The 17620-nt window shown below is 70.2% G+C and carries 20 protein-coding genes and 1 pseudogene; 12 read left to right on the top strand and 9 right to left on the bottom strand.

Features of this window, described 5'->3' with window-relative positions; genetic code table 11:
* Positions 1-124 precede the first annotated feature (124 nt).
* Positions 125-820, bottom strand: coding sequence for a class I SAM-dependent methyltransferase (locus tag JNK12_16610; GenBank protein MBL8777565.1), 696 nt, complete (start codon positions 818-820; stop codon positions 125-127).
* A gap of 75 nt (positions 821-895) precedes the next feature.
* Here JNK12_16610 and JNK12_16605 point away from each other — a divergent pair, with 75 nt between their 5' ends.
* Complete coding sequence (locus JNK12_16605) at positions 896-1498, top strand: helix-turn-helix transcriptional regulator (GenBank protein MBL8777564.1); 603 nt, start codon at positions 896-898, stop codon at positions 1496-1498.
* Between the two features lie 112 nt (positions 1499-1610).
* On the opposite strand, the gene JNK12_16600 is transcribed toward JNK12_16605, so the two are convergent.
* From JNK12_16600 to JNK12_16590, 3 genes are all read right to left on the bottom strand, one after another.
* On the bottom strand, positions 1611-2042 hold the full coding sequence (locus JNK12_16600) for a VOC family protein (protein MBL8777563.1): 432 nt from the start codon (positions 2040-2042) through the stop codon (positions 1611-1613).
* Between the two features lie 33 nt (positions 2043-2075).
* The gene (locus tag JNK12_16595) at positions 2076-2534 is read right to left on the bottom strand and encodes a helix-turn-helix transcriptional regulator (GenBank protein ID MBL8777562.1); all 459 of its coding nucleotides are present in this window, start codon (positions 2532-2534) and stop codon (positions 2076-2078) included.
* Between the two features lie 67 nt (positions 2535-2601).
* Positions 2602-3564: a GNAT family N-acetyltransferase gene (locus JNK12_16590; GenBank protein MBL8777561.1), complete on the bottom strand. Its 963-nt coding sequence runs from the start codon at positions 3562-3564 to the stop codon at positions 2602-2604.
* Between the two features lie 65 nt (positions 3565-3629).
* On the opposite strand from JNK12_16590, the gene JNK12_16585 reads away from it, so the two are divergent.
* The 6 genes from JNK12_16585 (at position 3630) to JNK12_16560 (ending at position 7739) form a co-directional block, all read left to right on the top strand.
* A complete protein-coding gene (locus JNK12_16585) occupies positions 3630-3839 on the top strand; it encodes a hypothetical protein (GenBank protein ID MBL8777560.1) in 210 nt (69 codons plus the stop codon).
* 22 nt (positions 3840-3861) lie between these two features.
* Entirely contained in the window at positions 3862-4188 is a 327-nt protein-coding gene (locus JNK12_16580; protein MBL8777559.1) for a winged helix-turn-helix transcriptional regulator, read from the top strand.
* Complete coding sequence (locus JNK12_16575; protein ID MBL8777558.1) at positions 4185-4694, top strand: SRPBCC domain-containing protein; 510 nt, start codon at positions 4185-4187, stop codon at positions 4692-4694. Before JNK12_16580 ends, JNK12_16575 begins: the two co-directional genes overlap by 4 nt.
* Positions 4691-5113 carry a DUF1801 domain-containing protein gene (locus JNK12_16570; GenBank protein MBL8777557.1) on the top strand — a complete coding sequence of 141 codons (423 nt, stop codon included), beginning with the start codon at positions 4691-4693 and terminating at the stop codon, positions 5111-5113. Before JNK12_16575 ends, JNK12_16570 begins: the two co-directional genes overlap by 4 nt.
* A 144-nt stretch (positions 5114-5257) precedes the next feature.
* The gene (locus tag JNK12_16565; protein MBL8777556.1) at positions 5258-5815 is read left to right on the top strand and encodes a dihydrofolate reductase family protein; all 558 of its coding nucleotides are present in this window, start codon (positions 5258-5260) and stop codon (positions 5813-5815) included.
* A gap of 55 nt (positions 5816-5870) precedes the next feature.
* Positions 5871-7739 carry a hypothetical protein gene (locus tag JNK12_16560; GenBank protein ID MBL8777555.1) on the top strand — a complete coding sequence of 623 codons (1869 nt, stop codon included), beginning with the start codon at positions 5871-5873 and terminating at the stop codon, positions 7737-7739.
* Positions 7740-7799: 60 nt separating this feature from the next.
* On the opposite strand, the gene JNK12_16555 is transcribed toward JNK12_16560, so the two are convergent.
* A complete protein-coding gene (locus JNK12_16555) occupies positions 7800-8369 on the bottom strand; it encodes a TIGR03086 family protein (GenBank protein ID MBL8777554.1) in 570 nt (189 codons plus the stop codon).
* Positions 8370-8743: 374 nt separating this feature from the next.
* On the opposite strand from JNK12_16555, the gene JNK12_16550 reads away from it, so the two are divergent.
* From JNK12_16550 to JNK12_16540, 3 genes and pseudogenes are all read left to right on the top strand, one after another.
* Positions 8744-9703, top strand: coding sequence for a hypothetical protein (locus JNK12_16550; GenBank protein ID MBL8777553.1), 960 nt, complete (start codon positions 8744-8746; stop codon positions 9701-9703).
* A 61-nt stretch (positions 9704-9764) separates the two neighbouring features.
* Positions 9765-11035 (top strand): annotated as a pseudogene (locus JNK12_16545) (cytochrome P450).
* A 99-nt stretch (positions 11036-11134) separates the two neighbouring features.
* Complete coding sequence (locus JNK12_16540) at positions 11135-11566, top strand: hypothetical protein (GenBank protein ID MBL8777552.1); 432 nt, start codon at positions 11135-11137, stop codon at positions 11564-11566.
* Between the two features lie 286 nt (positions 11567-11852).
* Here the strand turns inward: JNK12_16540 and JNK12_16535 are convergent, their stop codons facing one another.
* Both JNK12_16535 and JNK12_16530 read right to left on the bottom strand, forming a co-directional pair.
* Positions 11853-12389 (bottom strand): RES family NAD+ phosphorylase, encoded by a 537-nt coding sequence (locus JNK12_16535; GenBank protein ID MBL8777551.1) that lies wholly within the window; start codon positions 12387-12389, stop codon positions 11853-11855.
* 1 nt (position 12390) lies between these two features.
* On the bottom strand, positions 12391-12726 hold the full coding sequence (locus JNK12_16530; GenBank protein MBL8777550.1) for a DUF2384 domain-containing protein: 336 nt from the start codon (positions 12724-12726) through the stop codon (positions 12391-12393).
* 80 nt (positions 12727-12806) lie between these two features.
* Between JNK12_16530 and JNK12_16525 the strand changes: the two genes are divergently transcribed.
* Both JNK12_16525 and JNK12_16520 read left to right on the top strand, forming a co-directional pair.
* Positions 12807-14000 (top strand): hypothetical protein, encoded by a 1194-nt coding sequence (locus JNK12_16525; GenBank protein ID MBL8777549.1) that lies wholly within the window; start codon positions 12807-12809, stop codon positions 13998-14000.
* Positions 14001-14091: 91 nt separating this feature from the next.
* Positions 14092-15324 (top strand): hypothetical protein, encoded by a 1233-nt coding sequence (locus JNK12_16520; protein MBL8777548.1) that lies wholly within the window; start codon positions 14092-14094, stop codon positions 15322-15324.
* Positions 15325-15391: 67 nt separating this feature from the next.
* Here JNK12_16520 and JNK12_16515 read toward each other — a convergent pair whose 3' ends face one another.
* On the bottom strand, positions 15392-16105 hold the full coding sequence (locus tag JNK12_16515) for a TIGR02391 family protein (GenBank protein ID MBL8777547.1): 714 nt from the start codon (positions 16103-16105) through the stop codon (positions 15392-15394).
* 113 nt (positions 16106-16218) lie between these two features.
* On the bottom strand, positions 16219-17619 hold the full coding sequence (locus JNK12_16510) for an ATP-binding protein (GenBank protein ID MBL8777546.1): 1401 nt from the start codon (positions 17617-17619) through the stop codon (positions 16219-16221).
* Between the last annotated feature and the right edge of the window lies 1 nt (position 17620).

Below are 17620 nucleotides of genomic sequence, written 5' to 3'. Positions count from 1 at the left end.
TGCCCCCCAGGGGCGGAGGATCTCGGGCAGGTCGCGGCGCCGACCGGCAGGGCGGTCAAGGGCCAGACCTTCCCGGGGCGCCCGCCGGGCCGGACAGACGGTGGCCGGGGCGGGCCGCGCCGGATCAGCGCCGGCGGGCGCGGAGGACCTCGTCGGCCACGTGGGGGTTGCCGGACGGCGGATCGGGGCGGGGGGCGATCTCGTCGAGTTCGATGGTGAAGTCGGTGGCGTCGCCGAGCAACGCCCGGAGATCCGCCGCACCCACGTAATCGGCGGGGTCGAAGCCCTTGGCGGGCATGAGGGCCAGATGCTCGGCGTCGATGTCGTGGTAGACGGCGAGCAGCACGCCCCCTGGCCGCACCGTGTCGAGCAGGGCCCGCACCGCGGCCTCGCCGGTGGCCTTGGGCAGGGCGGGGTACTGGATCGACACCAGGTCGAAGGTGCCGGTCGGGAGCGGCGTGGTGAGCGCGTCGCCGCCGATCCACTCGACGACGACGCCCGCTTCGTCGGCCGCGGCCCGGGCCCGCTCGAGCGCGACCTCGGACACGTCGACGGCGGTCACCGTCCATCCGCGGGCCGCCAACCAGATCGCGTCGGCCCCCTCGCCGCAGCCGACGTCGAGGGCGCGGCCGGGCGCCAGCCCGGCCACCTCGGCGACGAGGCGCCCGTTGGGCCGGCCGCTCCACCGGATGTCGCCGTGCTCGCCGTACCGCCGGTCCCACTCGACGGCCTGCTGGGCCGCGCTGAAGCGATCAGGGTCCTGCGGCCTGTCCTCGTCGTGGTGGTGGTCGTTGTCGTTGTCGTGGTCGTCGTCGGTCATGCCTTCACGGTATGGCGCTGCCCTGATTCAGCATCACTCCTTGCAGTATTCGCAAGACAACGGCACACTGGCCCCGTGCCACCCGCCGACCGCCCTGCCGACCGTGCCACCGCCGCCGACGAACCCGCCGACGTGGAGGCGCTGGTGCGCACCCGGTTGCGGGCGCTCCGGACGAGCGCGGGGTGGTCGCTCGACGAGGTGGCCCGCCGCAGCCACCTCAGCGCCTCCACCGTCTCCCGCATCGAGACCGGCAACCGCACCATCGGCCTCGACGTGCTCGTCCCCCTGGCCCGCGCCCTCGGGGCCGACCTCGACGATCTGCTCGACACCTCGACGGTCGACGACGTGGTCATCCGGCCCCAGCCGGCCGACGGGCACGGCGGCACGGTGTGGAACCTGTCCCGGCCCGCCAGCCCCCTGGCCGCGGTCAAGGTCCGACTCGAGCCCACCGCCGTGCCGCCGGAGCAGCGGGTGCACCCCGGCCAGGATTGGCTCTTCGTCCTCGAAGGTCGGGCGCTCCTGCTGCTCGGCGACCGCCGCATCGAGGTCGACGCCGGCGAGGCCGCCGAGTTCTCCACGATGGTCCCCCACGCCATCACCGCGGTGGACGGCCCCGCCGAGCTGCTGATGGTGTTCGACCGCGACGGCCGCGGCGCCCACCTCGACGGCGTCGGTTGACCCGGCAACCACGGCGAGTTCGCGCCGCCCCGTCGGGACGAAAGCTCGATCCGGTGTGGAGCAAGGGTGTGGTCGGCGACGCCACCGGCTCGAGCTGCCCTCCGATGCCGGCTCAGCGCCGGGCCGGATCGAAGTCCATCACCTGGGTCAGGCGGATGTTGTTGCCGGACGGGTCGCGGAAACCCGTGTCGATCCCGTAGGGCTGCACGGTCGGCGGGTTGGTGAACTCGACCCCTCGAGCCTTCAGGTCGTCGTACGCCGCCTGGCAGTCGTCGGTCTCGAGGAACAGCGTGCCCACCGCTCCGGCGGCGACCAGTTCGGCTACCGCTCGGCCGGTCTCCTCGTCGAGCATCGGCGGACCCGGGATGGCCATCAACACGAGGCCGACCTCGTCCTGCCCCGGCGGGCCGACGACGAGCCACCGGAAGCTCCACTCGTCCATGGTGACGTCGGAACGCACCTCCCAACCGAGGGTTCGGGTGTAGAAGTCGAGGGCCTCGTCCTGGTCGTGCACCCGGAATTCGGCGTTGGCGATCCTGATCATGGCGTCTCCTCCGTTGTCGGTTCGGAGGCGACGCTACGAGTGCGCGGCCGGCCCGACTTCTCGAAACGTGCGGTTCTGCGGGCGGCCGTAGCCACGAGCCACGCAGCCCGGGATGCGTATCAGGCGTGCTGCCGGCGGAAAGCTGCTCCGGTACGCGCCCGGGGGTCGGCCATACACCCGCTGGAAGCTGGTGGTGAACGAGCCGAGGCTGCGCAGGCCCACCGCGAAGCAGATCTCGATGACCGGGCGATCGGTGTTGCGCAGCAGCGCCGCGGCCCGCTCCAGGCGCCGGGTCAGCAGGTACTGGTGAGGACTTTCGCCGAACGTACGGCGGAACTCGCGGCTGAAGTGCGCCGGCGAGAGGCGCGCCGCCCGGGCCAGGTCGGCAACAGTCAGCGGCTCGGAGTAGCGGGCATCGGCGAGGTCCTTGGCCCGCACCAGGTGTCTCGCTGACGGCACCACCGCCGCAGTATGGCCGCCGGCGTCGTTCATGGTCGCCTCGATCGTAGGCGCCGGACAGGTCCGACCCGCCCCCGATCAGCTCGGCGGCGGGGGTCTGCTACTCGACGTGGGTCGCCAGGTTCACGAGGGACGAGTGGATGCCTGCGGCGTGGTCCTCGGCGGAGATACCGACGGGGACGTCGTCGGCCACGATCTCGACGCGTGTGCCGTCGGCCACCGGGGCGAGCATCCAGGCCATGGTCATGGTGCCGGCGAAGGCAGGGTCGTCCGACTCGAAGTCGACGGCCTGGACGATCCGCCGACCGGCGTCGACCTCGAGGATCCGGGCCTCGACGACGTCGGTGCCGTCGGCCGCCTTGGCCCCGCTCGCGTCGTCCGGGTCGTCGTAGCTGAGCACGAGCCGGTACGAGCCCCCGGCGCGCAGGTCGACGTGCTCGAACCGACCGTGCATCCCGGACGGAGGCAGCCACGCCACGAGCGCCTCGGGGTCGGTCAGCGCGGCGTACACCTGCTCGGACGGGGCGAGCACGACCCTCGAGCCGCGATCGGTGCGGCCGTTCCGCTGCGCCACCGGTCTTTCCACCATGGCCACGAGGTGGCCGGGCTCGTCGGCCCAGGGCTCGAGCTCCGCGACCGGACGGAAGCCGAGGCGCTCGTGGAACCGCAGTGAGCGAGGGTTCGGCGGCACGGTGTTGACCTCCGCGCACAGCACGCCTGCGCCCCGGCCCCGGCCCCACGCCTCGAACGACTCGTAGAGCTGGTGGGCGATCCCGGTGCCACGGTGGGCCTCGGCCACCGCCACCCGGTCGACGTAGGCGAAGCGCTCGTGGCGGGCGCCGTACCAGCGGTAGTTGGGGCTGTCGTAGATCGAGCCTTCGGCGAAGGCGACGAGGAACGCCACCACCTCACCGTCGTCCTCCACCACCTCGGCGTGGTCGGCCAGCTCGAGCAGCCACGCCCACCGCTCGGCGTCCGCCGACCCCACCTCCGGTACGTTCGCCTGGTTCAGAGCCAGGGCGCCGGCGGCGTCGTCGGGGACGTAGGGACGCAGGCGGGGCATGGCGGCGCCGAACCTACCGGCCCGCGGCGGAGTCGGACCGGACCGTACGAAACCGGGAGTCACTGATGACCAGCGCGGACAGCACGGTGGACGACCACACCACCCCCACGCCGTGGGAGGGGGTGCGCTTCCAACCGTCGGTCGCCCTCGGCCTGCTCGTCTACGCCGGGTACCTGGCCATCTTCTACGACGACCCCGGCCGTTGGATCTCCCGGCCCGGCGTGCAGCCCCTTGGTGCCCGATCCGACGTCACATATTCCTTGACAAGAATATGAGCGGCCTCTACCGTCCACGATCGTGCAGGCGACACTGTTCCGAGCCCTGAGCGAGCCGAGCCGGCTCGACATCGTCGAGTTGTTGCGGACTCGCCCCTACCCGGTGGGCGAGATCGCCGAGGCACTCGACCTCCGCCAGCCCCAGGTCTCGAAGCACCTGAAGGTGCTGTCCGAGGCCGGGTTCGTCGAGGTCGAGCCGCGCGCCCGCCAGCGCATCTACCACCTGCACGCCGAGCCCTTCGAGCGGATCACCCGATGGGTCGACTCGTTCGAGCGCCTCTGGGAGGTGCGGCTCGACTCCCTGGGCGACTACCTGGAGACCATCGCGCCCGAGGAGGGCCCATCGTGATCAGCTCACTGCTGCGCAAGAAGAAGGACCTGCACTTCGAGCGGACCTACGCCGCCCCACCCGACGCGGTGTGGCGGGCCTGGACCGAGCCCGATCGGCTGCGCCAATGGTGGGGCCCGGAGAAGACCGAGGTGGCGGAGTGCGAGGTCGACCTGCGGGTGGGCGGGCGGATCTTCGTGGTCACCGTGGCCGGCGAGGCGATGGGCAAGTACGCCGGCACCCGCTGGCCCATGGACGGCATCTTCACCCACATCGAGGACGGGCAGGCGCTGCGCTACGACGCCCGCTCGTGGACCCAGGGCGAGGAGGCCGGGAGCACCATCGTCCACACCAACGACCTCGCCCTGCGCTCCGACGACGGCGGCGCCACGACGGTGGTCACCCTCGACGTCGCCATCACCGAGATCGGCCCGAAGGCCAAGATGGCCGCGTTCGGCATGAAGTGGGGCTACAAGGCCCAGCTCGACGCCCTCGAGGCGCTGCTCGCCGCCGACGACGCCCGATGAGCACCGGCGACGGCGACGAGCCCGTCCTGTTGTCCGGGGGAAACCCCCAGATCCCCAAGGGCGAGGGAGACGGCCCGGTCCAGGCCTACATCGCCGCCATGCCCGACTGGAAGCGCGGCGTCGGCGAGCGCCTCGACGCGCTGATCGCGGAGGCCGTCCCGGACGTGCACAAGGCAGTGAAGTGGAACCAGCCCTTCTTCGGCTTCGAGGGCGAGGGCTGGTTCACCGCGTTCCGCTGCTACACGAAGTACGTGCAGGTGCAGTTCTTCCGGGGCACGTCGCTCGACCCCGAGCCCCCCAAGGCGGCCAAGCACCCCGAGGTCCGCTACCTCGACATCCACGAGGACGACCCGCTCGACGAGGCGCTTCTGCGCTCGTGGTTCGAGCAGGCCGCAGCGCTTCCCGGCGAGGTCGTCTGACCTTCGGAGGGGCCGGGCCTCGACCGGCACCGATGAGAACGGGCGCCGGGGCGAGTCTCGAACAACGCACGTCCCGTTAACGCACGTCTCGGTAACGTCCGCGCGCGGCAACGACCCGCCCCCCGTCCGATCAGGAGAGCCTTCATGCGACCGCTCAAGTACGCCATCAACGTCACCCTCGACGGCTGCTGCTCGCACGAGGCGGGTCCCGTCCCCGACGCCGAGTCACACGCGTACTGGGCCGACCAGATGGCACAAGCCGACGCCCTGATCCTCGGTCGGGTGACCTACCAGATGATGGAGGAGGCGTGGCGGCGGCCGGCGAGCGGCACGTGGCCCGACTGGATCGATGACGGGCTGCTGCCCTTCGCCGAGGCCATCGACGGCGCCGAGAAGTACGTCGTCTCGAGCACCCTGGACCAGGTCGACTGGAACGCCGAGCTCGTGCAGGGCGACCTGGGCGACGCGGTCCGTGCGCTGAAGGAGCAGCCCGGCAACGGCCTGCACGTCGGCGGGGTCACGCTCCCCCGCGCCCTGGCCGACCTCGGCCTGATCGACGAGTACGAGTTCCTCGTCCAGCCCTTCCTGGCGGGTCACGGGCCGCGCCTGCTCGACGGCCTCCACGAGCACCTCGAGCTGAGGTTGGTGGACCGCCGGGAGCTCTCGTCGGGCGCCGTCGCCCTCCGGTACCGGCCCGCCTGAACGGCGGACGGTCCCCACGACCCGTCCGAGTGCCGTGCGCGTCAACAATGGGGTCGTGAAGCCCTTCCGTGCCATCGTCGCCGCGCTCACCCTCGTCCTGGTCGTCGCCGCCGTCGGGTGCGGCAGCGACGGCGGCGACGCCGACTCCACGTCGTCCACGACCGACGCCTCGACTTCCCCGGAGACGCTCCCCAGCGGGGGCGGTGGGGTCGCCGGCGCGAACCTGATCTGGGACGTCGGCTACAGCGGTGAAGGCTTCGTCGCCGTGGGCAACTCCGGGGTGGTCGCCGGCTCGAGCGACGGCGAGGACTGGGAGCTCATCGACACCGGCACAGGAGAGACCCTCCGGGCGATCGACTTCGACACCGCGGGACACGGCGTGGTGGTGGGCATGGGCGGGACCGTGCTCACCAGCGACGACGGCGCCGCGTGGCAGGCCCAGGAGTCGACTTCAGACGCGCCGCTGCTCGGGGTCACGGCCACCCCGGTCGACGGCGAGTGGATCGCGACCGGGGCGGGCGGGACGGTCCGACGCTCGACCGACGGCGGGGAGACGTGGGCCACGGTCGACGCCGGCCTGACCGCGGACCTCTTCGCCGTCGATGCCCGCCCGGGCCAGGGCTCGGGCGGCTCAGGGGGCTCGGGATACGAGCTGGCCGCTGTCGCCGACGACGGCACGATCGCCACCTCGTCGGACCGAGGGGACACCTGGACGACCGCCGCGCCGGTCCCGGGCACCTGGTGGTGGGACGTCACCACGGCCGACGACGGTACGTGGATCGTGTCCGGCGGCGGGGGCGGGCTCGTGACCTCGTCCGATGGCACCTCCTGGACGACTCGCACGACGGGCACGACCCAGACCCTGCGGGGCGTCACCGCTGATCCGGACGGGCTGCTCGCCAGCGGGGCCGACGGCACCGTGCTCCGGTCGACCGACGGGGGCGCGAGCTGGCAGGCGCGCGACATCGACGAGGTCGGCGTCGAGCTCTGGCGCCCCGCCTACGGCGACGGCGTGTGGGTCGTCGGCGGCGCCGGCGGCACGCTCCTTCGCTCCGCGGACACCGAGGAGTGGACCGGCCAGGCGTCCACCAGCCCCCTCTTCTACGGAGTCCACCTGGCCGACGGGACGACGGTCGCGGCCGGCAGCGGCGGCGTGGTGGCCGAGCTGGTCGACGGGAGCTGGGAGGTGCTGCACCAGGAGGTCGGTCGCCATGAGCTGCGCGGCGTCAACGAGGTCGCCGGGACGTGGGTCGTCACCGGCGGTGACGGGAGCATCCTCACCTCCGCCGACGGCGCCACCTACGAGCGGGCCTCGACCGGCGTCGGCGCCGAGCTGTGGTCGGCGGCCGGCGACGACGAGCGCATCGTCGTGGTGGGTGCCGGGGGCACGATCCTGACGTCCACGGACCAGGGCGCCACCTGGTCGAAGGTCACGTCGCAGAACACGACCACGCTGTTCTCGGTGACCCTGGGCGAGGCGGGCTACGTGGCCGTCGGCGTGGACGGCGTCATCCTCCACTCGCCCGACGGCGAGACCTGGGACGAGGTCGGCCCCCTGCCCAGCCGGGGCACCCTGCGGGGCGTGACCGCCGGCGAGAACGGCTACGTCGCCGTGGGCATCGGCGGGCGGGTTGCCACCTCGCCCGACGGCGTGACCTGGACCGAGGAGGACGCCGGTGCCCTCGGCTTCCTCGACACCCTGCGGTCGATCGCGGTGACCGACACCGGCTACGTCGCGGTCGGCGGTGGCGGCGCCGTCGTCACCTCGACCGACGCCACGACGTGGACCACCCGCGACACGACGACCGACCAGGAGCTCTTCGCGGTCTCGGCCGACGGCGCCGAGGTGGTGGCGGTCCAGGGCACGACCCACACCGTGCGCTCGGACGACGCCGGCGCCTCCTGGTCCGCGGTCAGCCCCTGACCGAGCGGTCCGCTCGCCTCCACCAATGTGGCCGGGGCGGCCATCGTCACCGCCCCTGGTTCACCCTTCGCGGCCGAGGAGGGTGAGCAACCGGGTCTGGGGCGCCACGTCGGCGCCGGGGTCGTGGGCCCCGCCGAACATGGCGCTGCCGGCCAGCATGTCGAGCTGCGGGAGCACCACCTCGATGCACGCCTCGACCAGGTCGTCGGGCAGCGCGGTGTCACCGCCGGTGCCGACGGCGAGGTCCCATCCGTGCACCAGCACGTCGATGAAGCGGTGGCCGCAGTAGACGCTGCCCGGCACCGGCCCGTAGGAGACCGCACACGGCGCGTCCATGGCCCCCGGGGCGTTGAACGCGGCGACGGCCGCCTCACCGGACGACTGGTAGGAGGCCGCGGGGTCGGCGCCGACCACGTCGCCGTCGTAGCGGTCGCCCACCTCCTCGATGGTCTGGCCACCGACCAGCGGCACCACCCACCAGTTCCCGGCGATCACGTGCTGGAGCAGCTCGGCCACGTCCCAGTCCCCGCACGGTGTCGGCTGATGGAGCTGGTCGGGCCCGATGGCGTCGACGATGCGCTGCGTGTTCTCGACGGCGCGGGCGTGGGCGGCGGGCAGGTCGAGGCTCATGACTCGGCTCCTTCCAGTGCGGCTCGGGATCGCCGGCGGCCCAAACCGTAGAGATCCTGGCTGGCCTGCGCTCGACGCAACATCTTTCCCGCGGGGAGGGGCGCCAGCAGGTAGGCGCACGCCATGGTGGCGCAGTCTGGCCTCCACCACCTCGCCAGGCGTTCGGCGCTCGAGCAGCAGTGCCCGGCCGGCGCTGTGCGGCTCGGGTGGTCCGCGGTCACACCGTCGACGTACCAACGGACGCCGCACGCGCGACGGCCACGACGGTTCCGCCGCGAGGCGGACCGTCCAGCCGGCACCTGGACCCCCGGTGGTCGCGCCACGGCGGGTCAGTAGGGTTCGACCAGGACGGCGGAGCGGCCGGAGGGGCTGAGATGGTGCAAGGCGGCGAGCGGCTCCTCCGGGAGAAGCCATGGCGAGAGCGCAACTCGATGTGGCTCCTCCCGACGATCGCGTGCTGCGGCCTGCTGACCTGGGCGTCGTTCCTCTACATCGGCATCCGGTCGAGGCGGCGGTCCTGGCTGGCCGCGGCCGCGGGCTACGGCGTGGCGACGATCATCTACCTGGCGATCGTGAACTCCACCCCGGAGGCCGCCGACGGAACCGCGGACACCTCGGGGTGGCGCGGAGTGGCGGGGATGATCTACATCCTCGGGGTGTGGGTGGGCGGCTGCGTCCACGCGCTGCTCGCCAACCGCCACTGGCTCGACTTCCTCGCCTCGCAACCCGAGCCGATGGCGCCCCGCTTTCCACCGCCTCGGCCCGACGGGCCGATGACCGCACCTGCCCCACCGCCTCCTGCGTACGTCACCAACACCCCGCCGCCGCTCGAGGAGCCGTGGCGAACCTTCGTGGCGGACGCCCTCGAGTCGCAACGCGAGATCGTGGCGTCGGTCGCGGTCGCCCCGCCGGGGCCCATGCGCGACCGGCTCCAGCTGCTCGCCGGCCACGTCGAGACCGGCATCCGCGAGTGCTGGCAGCTCGCCCAGGACGGGCAGCGCCTCACCCACGCGCGCCTGCGCATCGACACCGCCGACATCGACCATGAGCTGCGCCAGGTCGAGGCCCTCGCCCCCAGTCCGTCGCGGGTCCAGACCACCCAGGCGCTCCAGGCCCAGCTCGACACGGCGTCGCGCCTCGAGGGCCAGGTCGCGTCGACCTATGACGGGCTCCTGGTGTTGCGGGCGCGGCTCGGCGAGGCCGCCGCACGCGTGATCGAGCTCTCCGTCCGACCCCACCAGCTGAACGACGTCGCCGCCGTCGAGTCGACCCTCGAATCGGTCGTCGACGAGCTGGTCGCCATCCGCCACGGCCTCACCGAGCTCGACGGCTGACATCCACGGACGGCCGGCGCCGCAGGGGCGTGGCCCTCGGCGGAGAGGCATGCTTGGGTCGATGACCGACGTCGCCCCCCTCCACCCGCTGCTCGACCCCGACTTCTGGCAGCTCCCGCTGGACGACCGGATGGCCCGGTTCGCCGACCTGCGGGAGGAGGGGCCGTTCCTGCACGTCAGCTACGACAACCCGATGACCATGCAGACCGAGTCGTTCTACGCGTCGACCCGGTACGCCGACGTCGTCGAGATGAGCCGCCGGCCGCTCGACTTCTGCTCCGGCAAGGGCGCCACCGCCATCCCCGACCTCCCGGTGGAGGCGCTCGACTTCTTCGGCTCGTTCATCAACATGGACGACCCCCGCCACGCCCGCCAGCGGGGCATCGTCTCCCGGTCCTTCACCCCCAAGCAGCTCCAGGGCGTGCTCGACTCGGTGGAGACGATCTGCACCGAGGTCATCGACGACATGTGCGAGCAGGGCGAGGTCGACCTGGTCCAGGCCCTGTCCCAGCCGTTCCCGCTGCTGGTGATCTGCGACATGATGGGCATCCCCCGCAGCGAGTTCGACACCGTCCTCGAGGCCACCAACGTGATCCTCGGCGGCGGTGACCCCGACTTCATCGGTGACGAGGACCCGATGGCGGCACTCATGAACGCCGGCATGCGCCTGAACATGCTGATGAACGAGCTCGCCGAGGAGCGTCGGGCGAACCCGCAGGACGACCTCACCTCCGCCCTCGTCCACAACGACCTCGGCGAGGAGCTCCTGGCCCCGAACGAGGTGGCGCCGTTCTTCATCCTGCTGGCCGTGGCCGGCAACGACACGACCCGCAACGCCATCAGCCACGGCGTCGACCTTTTGTGCCGGAACCCCGAGCAGCGGGCGATCTGGCAGCAGGACCTCGACGCGGTCACCCCCACGGCGGTCGAGGAGATCGTCCGCATGGCCTCGCCGGTGACCTACATGCGACGCACCGCGACCACCGACATCGAGCTGTCCGGCCACGATTTCCACGAGGGCGACCGGGTCGTCCTCTTCTCTACGGCGCCGCCAACCGCGACCCCCGGGCGTTCGACGACCCCGAGCGCTTCGACGTGCTCCGCGACCCCAACCCCCACGTCGGCTTCGGCGGCCCGGGCCCCCACTTCTGCCTCGGCGCCCACCTCGCCCGCCGCGAGGTCTCGGTGGTCTTCCGCCAGCTGCTGACCCGCCTGCCCGACCTCGAGGTCGTCGGCGACCCCGTCCCCCTGGTCCCCCTGGGCCCGCCCCTGGTCGCCGGCATCAAGCACCTCCCGGTCCGCTTCACGCCCACCGCTCGGGTCGGCGCCTGAGCGGCCCGGCTCCTGACCGCCAGCGCTATGCGGCAGGCTCGGCGTCACGACCGCAGCCCAGGCCGCTGGCGCGGCCGGCTGGGCCGTACGACTGCCGCCTTGGTCTCCACCCTGGTGATCGGGGCGTGTGCGCCGGGGCCCCGCTACGGCGAGGACGATCTCCGGCCCGAGGCCGATCTGACCTTCCCCGGCGCCATCGAGACGGACCGGAGTTTCCTGGAGGATGAGTCAGGGAGGTCCATCCATGGCGACGACCTCTCCTCGCCGGCCGTACTCGACCGATCCTTCGACCTCGACCTGCCGACGTCGAGCAGCGACGTCTACGAGTGGTACGAGGCGGAATTGACCCGCCGCGGGTGGTCGAACCCACGCGGCGCCCAGGCCCCCGGGACGCTCGACGACGACGTCACCTACCGCTACCGCGACGACGGCCGCACCGACACGTACTCGATCCGGGCGGGACCCTCCGGCAGGACCGTCACGGGGTTCCTCACCCGCTACACGATCGACGTCGAACTCGACGACGGTTGACGGCCTTCGGCACCGGTCCCAGATCGGCGACCTGGACTGATGCAGCGCGCTCGGAGGGACTCGAACCCCCAACCTTCTGATCCGTAGTTCGATCAGCAGGGATGGCCGGGAGTGACCGTGAGTACCGAATGTTGCCGGTGACCTGGGGATTTGCCGTCGAGCGGTTGCCCGACAAGATCCACCATAGACCGCTGTTCCCCGGGTTTGGTTCTCAACCCGGTTCTCACGGAGATTCGCGTTTGAGGCGGTGCGGATCGAGGCCGCGCGGGTCCGTTGGGTCACGGTCCTACAGACCGTCCAAGTCCTCCGCCCTGTTCCATTCGCCGAGGAGTTTCACGTGGAGGACAGCACCGGCGAGCGTCTCCGGGAAGATCGCCAAGACGTTGTCGACTCCAGTGGCAGACGGTGATCGGATGGCTTGGAAGGCGTGCTCGTGGGCGGCCTCGCCGATCTCCTGAGTGAACCCGTGGTCCTCCCGCACGAGGTCGGCTTCCTCGACGCCGAGCGAGCCCAAGGTCGCGGCGTCCGTGAGGTCCAAGACCTTGTCGAGGTCGGTGCTGACTTCGTAGAGCTCGCGTGGTAGGAGCGATTCGACGCCAAGTCCTTGGCGCTCGGCCTGTCGGGTCAGTTCTGCCGCGACGCAGGGTCGGGTCAGGCAGAGGTAGAGGACAGGGAAGCTGTGTGGCGGGTTGAAGCGACCACCAAGCCGCCTCGCACCGTCGCCGCTGCGAGGGTCGAAGCCCTTCGCCTGGTTCCGGTAGGCGACGACGGAGAGGGAAGTTCCGGGGATCAGGCCGAGCGCCCGGGGGTCGAGCGACGGCATCTCAGATGGTGACGCCCTCCGCCAAGGCAAGCAGGAGGTCGACCACTCGCTGGTACTGGCCGGCGGCGACCAGGTCGAGAGGCTTCTCGTAGCCGAGGTCTGGGTTTGGCGAGCGCATCCAGAAGCGGGCTGCGTCGTCGCGCATGACGCGCCGGGCGAGATCAACGACCGCCCGGAGCTCAAGCAGACGCTCCTCCGCCTCTCGGCGAGGGGCTGCGGCCTCGGCCTTCCACCTGGCCACGCTTCGAGGATTGCTGTCGCTCACCCGTGCTAGGTCGGCAGTGTCGACGACGTCGCCCTCGTAGAGGTGGTCCAGCAGAGAGGTGAGTGTCGTCATGATCTCCTCGTCGCCCGAACATGTAGCGGAATGTCGCGCTTACGTCATAGTATACGTCGGGCGCCAGTAAGGAGAATCCAGTGGATCCCGATTTCGGTCATGGCTTCATCCCCCGCATCGGCGAGGAGAACTACAAGGCGGTCGACCGCTGTGTCGGGCCGACCGACTTGTTCTCGTCCTCCCTCGACCTGCCGTGGGCGATCGTGGACGGTGCCTGGGCTGAGCAGAAGCCTGAGCTGCTCGGCACGCTTCGCGAGCACGGCACGCATCTGCTCGTCGACACACACGGCTGGCGCTATCGCTACGAGTCAGCCCTCGACGTCGGGAAGCTGCGCGACGCCAGCTGGGCTCCGACCTCGCCGCTGTCACCCGTCAACAAGTCGGCGGCCGCACCTTTCGTCGAAGCAAGCATGCGAGCCCAGGCCGAGCTGGGCGCCGGCGCGTACTTCGTTCCCGGTTGGTTGCCCGCGTCGCCCGACGAAGACCTGCGGCCCGCGTACGAGCACATCCTCGCGACAGCGAGCGAACTCTCTGTCGCGCCGAAGCCGTTCGTGCTCTTCGTCGGTGGCCACACCCAAGGCCTCGACCAGGTCGCGGCGCTGCTGGACGATCTCCCGCACTTCATCTCCGGCATCTACCTGCAGATGACGCCGATCTGCCCGATGAAGGTCGGCCCGTCGAAGCTGGAAGCGCTGACCAGCGTCTACCAGCACGCCGCCTCGCTCGGGTTCCAGGTGATCGCCGGTCACGCTGGTGCAGTGACGCCGGCGCTCCGAGCGCTCGGCGTCGACGCCGCTGATGCGGGTCTGGCGATCGGCGAGAACTTCGACCAATCCTCGGCGAAGCGACGCACCAAGCCGGATCCGGATGAGGACCGTAAGACCGGCGGGGGCCGGCGGTCCCGCATGTACTTCGGACAGATCGGACGATCCCTCGAAGCCAGCGAGGTCGAGCGACTTCTCGCAGTGCCCGGAGCCGCAGCAGAGCTCCGCGCCTGTCGACTGCCCTGCCACCGGTTCAGCGGCCACCATCTCCTCGACCAGGCCCGAGAGCACTCCCTCCGGGCGCGAGTGGAGGAGGCCCAGCCCGTGAACGCTCTGCCCCCGAGCATGCGAGCCACCTCTGTCTACGAGCGTCTCAAGAAGCAACGGTCGACTCTCGCCACGATCAACGGCGCCCTCGAAGCGGCCGGTGAGCTGCCCCTGGATGTGAAGCCGCTCGACAATCACATCGCCTGGATCTCGCGCGCTCTCGCCGCTCGCGCCGCGGCGTAGCCCGCCCGATCGGAGCCGGAGCCCCACCCGCTTGTCGCTGGGGCAGCGAGCAGGGAGTCCGTGAACCGTGGGAGCTAGTCACCGATTGGGGGTGGCCCTGGAGGCCGCGAGCCGTGTCCGCAGCGGTGACGGTTCGGCGTGTCTCACCTGGGGCGTCTTCCATGAGGGCGTCGATGACGCCGATCTGTGCGGCGCGGACGCGGAGGCCTACCGGGCTCTGCTGGACCGTGTCCGACGGCTGACCGGCGAGAGCTGGCTGGACGATGTGTGGCGGCGAGGGGCTGCCGTGAGCTTGGTCGACAGTCTCCAGACTGAACGCCGCATCTCGACCCCGCTGCGCAGTTTCCTCGCCTTCGCGTTGTCTGCTGTCGGTGCCGAAGATGTCGAGGGACTGGATCAGGTACTTGCCAAGGAGATCAGAGACCCGGCCTCGTGGTCCCATGCGTTGGTTCAACTGGAGCTCGCTGCGCTCTGGCGGAAGCGCGGCGCATCCGTGTCGTTCGGACCTGCCAACGGCGCAAGGCGCAGTGCTGACCTGAAGGTCGACTTCAGCGATGGACGGTCCATGCTGGTCGAGGTCACCACTCGTGGCCTTGACCGCCTGACGCGAGAGACGAGCAGTCGACAGGATCGGGCATCGGCGGCAGTCCTCGCCAGGCTCCGTCGCACCCACGGTGTCCAGATCTGGCTCGAGCACGGAGACGAGGATCCAACTGACGGCGAGCTGTGGACATTCTCGGCCCGCATCGCCGATGCAGCCGATCTCGTGGGTGCCGGGCTCGGCGGACGAATGGTCGTCCTGGACGGACCACACGGTTGGACGGCCACGATCGGTCAGACGACGTCGAATGCGCCGATGAAGCTCAGCGGACCGATCGTCGAGCACGACGAGGCGAGAGACCTTCGGCGGCGTCTCGACAAGAAGGCCGATCAAGCTGCAGATGGCGACGCGACCTGGGTCTACCTACTGCACAGCGGATTTGCCTTCTACCTCGGGGACTTCGCCGAAGCTTCTCCGGTCCAACAGCTGGCGTCGCTCAGGAGGGAGTTCGCTGCCCAGCTCTCCCACCCGGCGATTGCAGGACTCGTATTCACGACGAGAACGCTGTACCCCCACCCCGATCGCGTTGAATGGGCCGATGATCGATCCGTCGCGATCGTCGCCTCCGACGATCGGGTGACGCACGCCGCGCTCATCGTTGGTGCGCCGGATACTTCGGCCGACGAAGTTCGCTGGTGGCACGACCTGTATGTGCGCCATCTGCCGGGCTGGCTTGCCTGGCAGGCCGACCAGCTCGGAGTCCACCTCGCCATGCTCGAGTGATGCCTGGGTGGGCCCTGGCGTAAGCGCACAACCTCGCCGCCTCGATCTCCGCTGGTTGCGCTACTGACTATTCCAGGCGAGCTGCCACCCGATCGAGCACGCGCATGAGGAGGCTGGCGACCACGACCGCTTCAGCCGCCTCGGCGACATCGTCGTAGTCAACTTCCCGATGTCCGGACGGGTTGCGGAGCACGGCGTAAGCCCCGGCGAACATGGCGCGGGTCCCCTCCCGCTCACCCTTCACGGCGTCAGGGTCGGTCAGACGGCCAGACGGCCCGAACGCCTGATTCATGAGGTCGACCCCGACCAAGTCGTCGGCAAAGTTGCCGAGGTCACGGACCCTGATCTCGACAGCCTTCATGGCAACGAAGACAGCCTGCTCGTACTCACCAAGGAGGAACTGGCGTCGAGCGGTCCGCTCCACGAGCGGGTGAAGCCCAGTCTGCATGCGATGGCGCGCTCGGACGGCGGCGAGACCGTCCGCTATTGCTCGGTGGCCGGCACGAGTGACGAAGATCGCGGCGTCCGCGGTCTGCTTCGGGGTCCGAGCGATCAGTCCTTGCGCACGCAGCCAGCCGAGTGCCTCAGCAAATGCACGAAGAGCGCTGTCGTCATGCGCATACCGAGGATCTTGGGACGCCTTATTCAAGTAGTTGTATTCGTTCCACTCGTTCGCGGCGACCAGGTCTGCGACGACCGCGAGGCCCAGCTCGTCAATGGGGAGTGCTGTCACCGTGGCGGCGTCGAGATCGATCACCAATGCATGATCGCCGACCAGCACCGTGGCCTGCTTCGCTGCGAAGTCACCTGCTGTTGGACGACGGCCTCACCGACACCTCTGACTTCAACTGCCGGCGGTGGGTGGACTGCTGTCGCACGCAGTCCTCAGGGGGGTCAAGCCCGCCGTAGCCGCTCCGCGTTCACGTCGTTGGCCGTGGCCCATGCCTCGACCTCGTGATAGCGGGACATGGTGAACTGGCGAGGGACCAGGGTGCCATCCGACAGGACCTGCGCCGGTTCGGGCAGTCCGAACCAATGGAGAAGCCCTGCAAGCGACTGATGAAGAACGGTCAACCGCTGCTGCATGGTGAGCGTTGCGCTCAGGTCCGCGATGGTTTCGGAGCGCACACGCCCGGTGAGGGTCCGGCTGGGCCGAACCCTTCGAACCGTGCCGGTGTCGCTCTCGATTAGCTCGATCGGCTCGCCGAGAACGCCTTCCTCGTCGTCGGCGTCGATGAACCCCATGACGACGCGAGCCGTGCCCCACGCGCCCGCCTCGGCGGCACACCAGCGAAGAACAAGGTCCATGAGAAGCACGCCGTCGTCCACGAGGGTGATCTCTCCGACTTGGCGCCCATCATCCTCGCCCGTGGATCTCAACCCGATCGGGACTGCGGCGAAAGCCCCGCCATCGACGTAAAGCTCCACGAGCGCCTCGCGAACGTCGGTTTCATCCTCCGTCGAAGAAAACCGCGACCCAGTGAACACGACTCGCCCGGGGGCCGCGATTCCCTGCCCATAGGCGGCGATCGTTCTTCCCAGCGGTGATGAGGTTCTATTCGTGCGTTGCCACTGATCGATTCTCTCGACGGTCGCCTTGTCGAGCCGGCCCTGAACCGGCGCCTCCGGAGCGACTGCCACGAACAGCCAAACGCCCGATGCTCGGATGAGGGCGCTCACGCCGTTTGCGATCGCACCATCGAGGCGAGCGACCTCAGCTGCCTGTGCGTCGAGCCGCTGGCGATAGCGCTCAGCCACTTCAGGCTCGCTCAGCCAGACGGTGTCCGAGCCGTGGCGGACTGGGTAACGGAGCGCGGTGCGTCCCTCCCCACTGGGGCTGTTGACCGCGTGAGGCGATCGAGGGCTTGGCGGAACGACGACCCCCAGAAAGTGGTCACTGGGCGTGCGCTCGACCCAGACGCACTCAAAGCTCGCCACCGGCGAGAGGTAGTTCACCGCGGCCTGTCGCAGCCGGCGCTCCTCTTGCTCCGCCGTCGAGGACAGGCTCCACCCCGGCGCGTTCGTCGCCACTCCGTCGACATCTTCCACGCCGACGAGCAGCAGCCCGCCACGGTGATTCGCGAAGGCTGCGACGTCCTTGGCGAACTCCTGCTCGGGTAACCACCCGGAGCGAGGTCCCTTCGTCGGAGGTTCCAGTGCCGCCTTGAAGTCCAGGACCTCGGACTCGTGTACGGCTTCGTGCACGAGGCGCTCAATTGCTGCTTGGTTGAGACCCTCGGCATCGAGTGCCCCGCCGAGGAGAGCCTCAAGCTCCGGCTGCCTCCAGATCGGCATC

The organism is Acidimicrobiales bacterium (assembly GCA_016794585.1).
GTDB lineage: Bacteria > Actinomycetota > Acidimicrobiia > Acidimicrobiales > DATDAH01 > JAEUJM01.
This window is presented reverse-complemented; position numbering and strand designations above follow the sequence as displayed.

Coding starts and splice junctions, on each gene's coding strand:
- JNK12_16610 (MBL8777565.1), bottom strand. CDS start 820: ATGACCGACGACGACCACGACAACGACAACGACCACCACCACGACGAG.
- JNK12_16600 (MBL8777563.1), bottom strand. CDS start 2,042: ATGATCAGGATCGCCAACGCCGAATTCCGGGTGCACGACCAGGACGAG.
- JNK12_16595 (MBL8777562.1), bottom strand. CDS start 2,534: ATGAACGACGCCGGCGGCCATACTGCGGCGGTGGTGCCGTCAGCGAGA.
- JNK12_16590 (MBL8777561.1), bottom strand. CDS start 3,564: ATGCCCCGCCTGCGTCCCTACGTCCCCGACGACGCCGCCGGCGCCCTG.
- JNK12_16585 (MBL8777560.1), top strand. CDS start 3,630: ATGACCAGCGCGGACAGCACGGTGGACGACCACACCACCCCCACGCCG.
- JNK12_16570 (MBL8777557.1), top strand. CDS start 4,691: ATGAGCACCGGCGACGGCGACGAGCCCGTCCTGTTGTCCGGGGGAAAC.
- JNK12_16565 (MBL8777556.1), top strand. CDS start 5,258: ATGCGACCGCTCAAGTACGCCATCAACGTCACCCTCGACGGCTGCTGC.
- JNK12_16555 (MBL8777554.1), bottom strand. CDS start 8,369: ATGAGCCTCGACCTGCCCGCCGCCCACGCCCGCGCCGTCGAGAACACG.
- JNK12_16550 (MBL8777553.1), top strand. CDS start 8,744: ATGGTGCAAGGCGGCGAGCGGCTCCTCCGGGAGAAGCCATGGCGAGAG.
- JNK12_16535 (MBL8777551.1), bottom strand. CDS start 12,389: ATGCCGTCGCTCGACCCCCGGGCGCTCGGCCTGATCCCCGGAACTTCC.
- JNK12_16530 (MBL8777550.1), bottom strand. CDS start 12,726: ATGACGACACTCACCTCTCTGCTGGACCACCTCTACGAGGGCGACGTC.
- JNK12_16510 (MBL8777546.1), bottom strand. CDS start 17,619: ATGCCGATCTGGAGGCAGCCGGAGCTTGAGGCTCTCCTCGGCGGGGCA.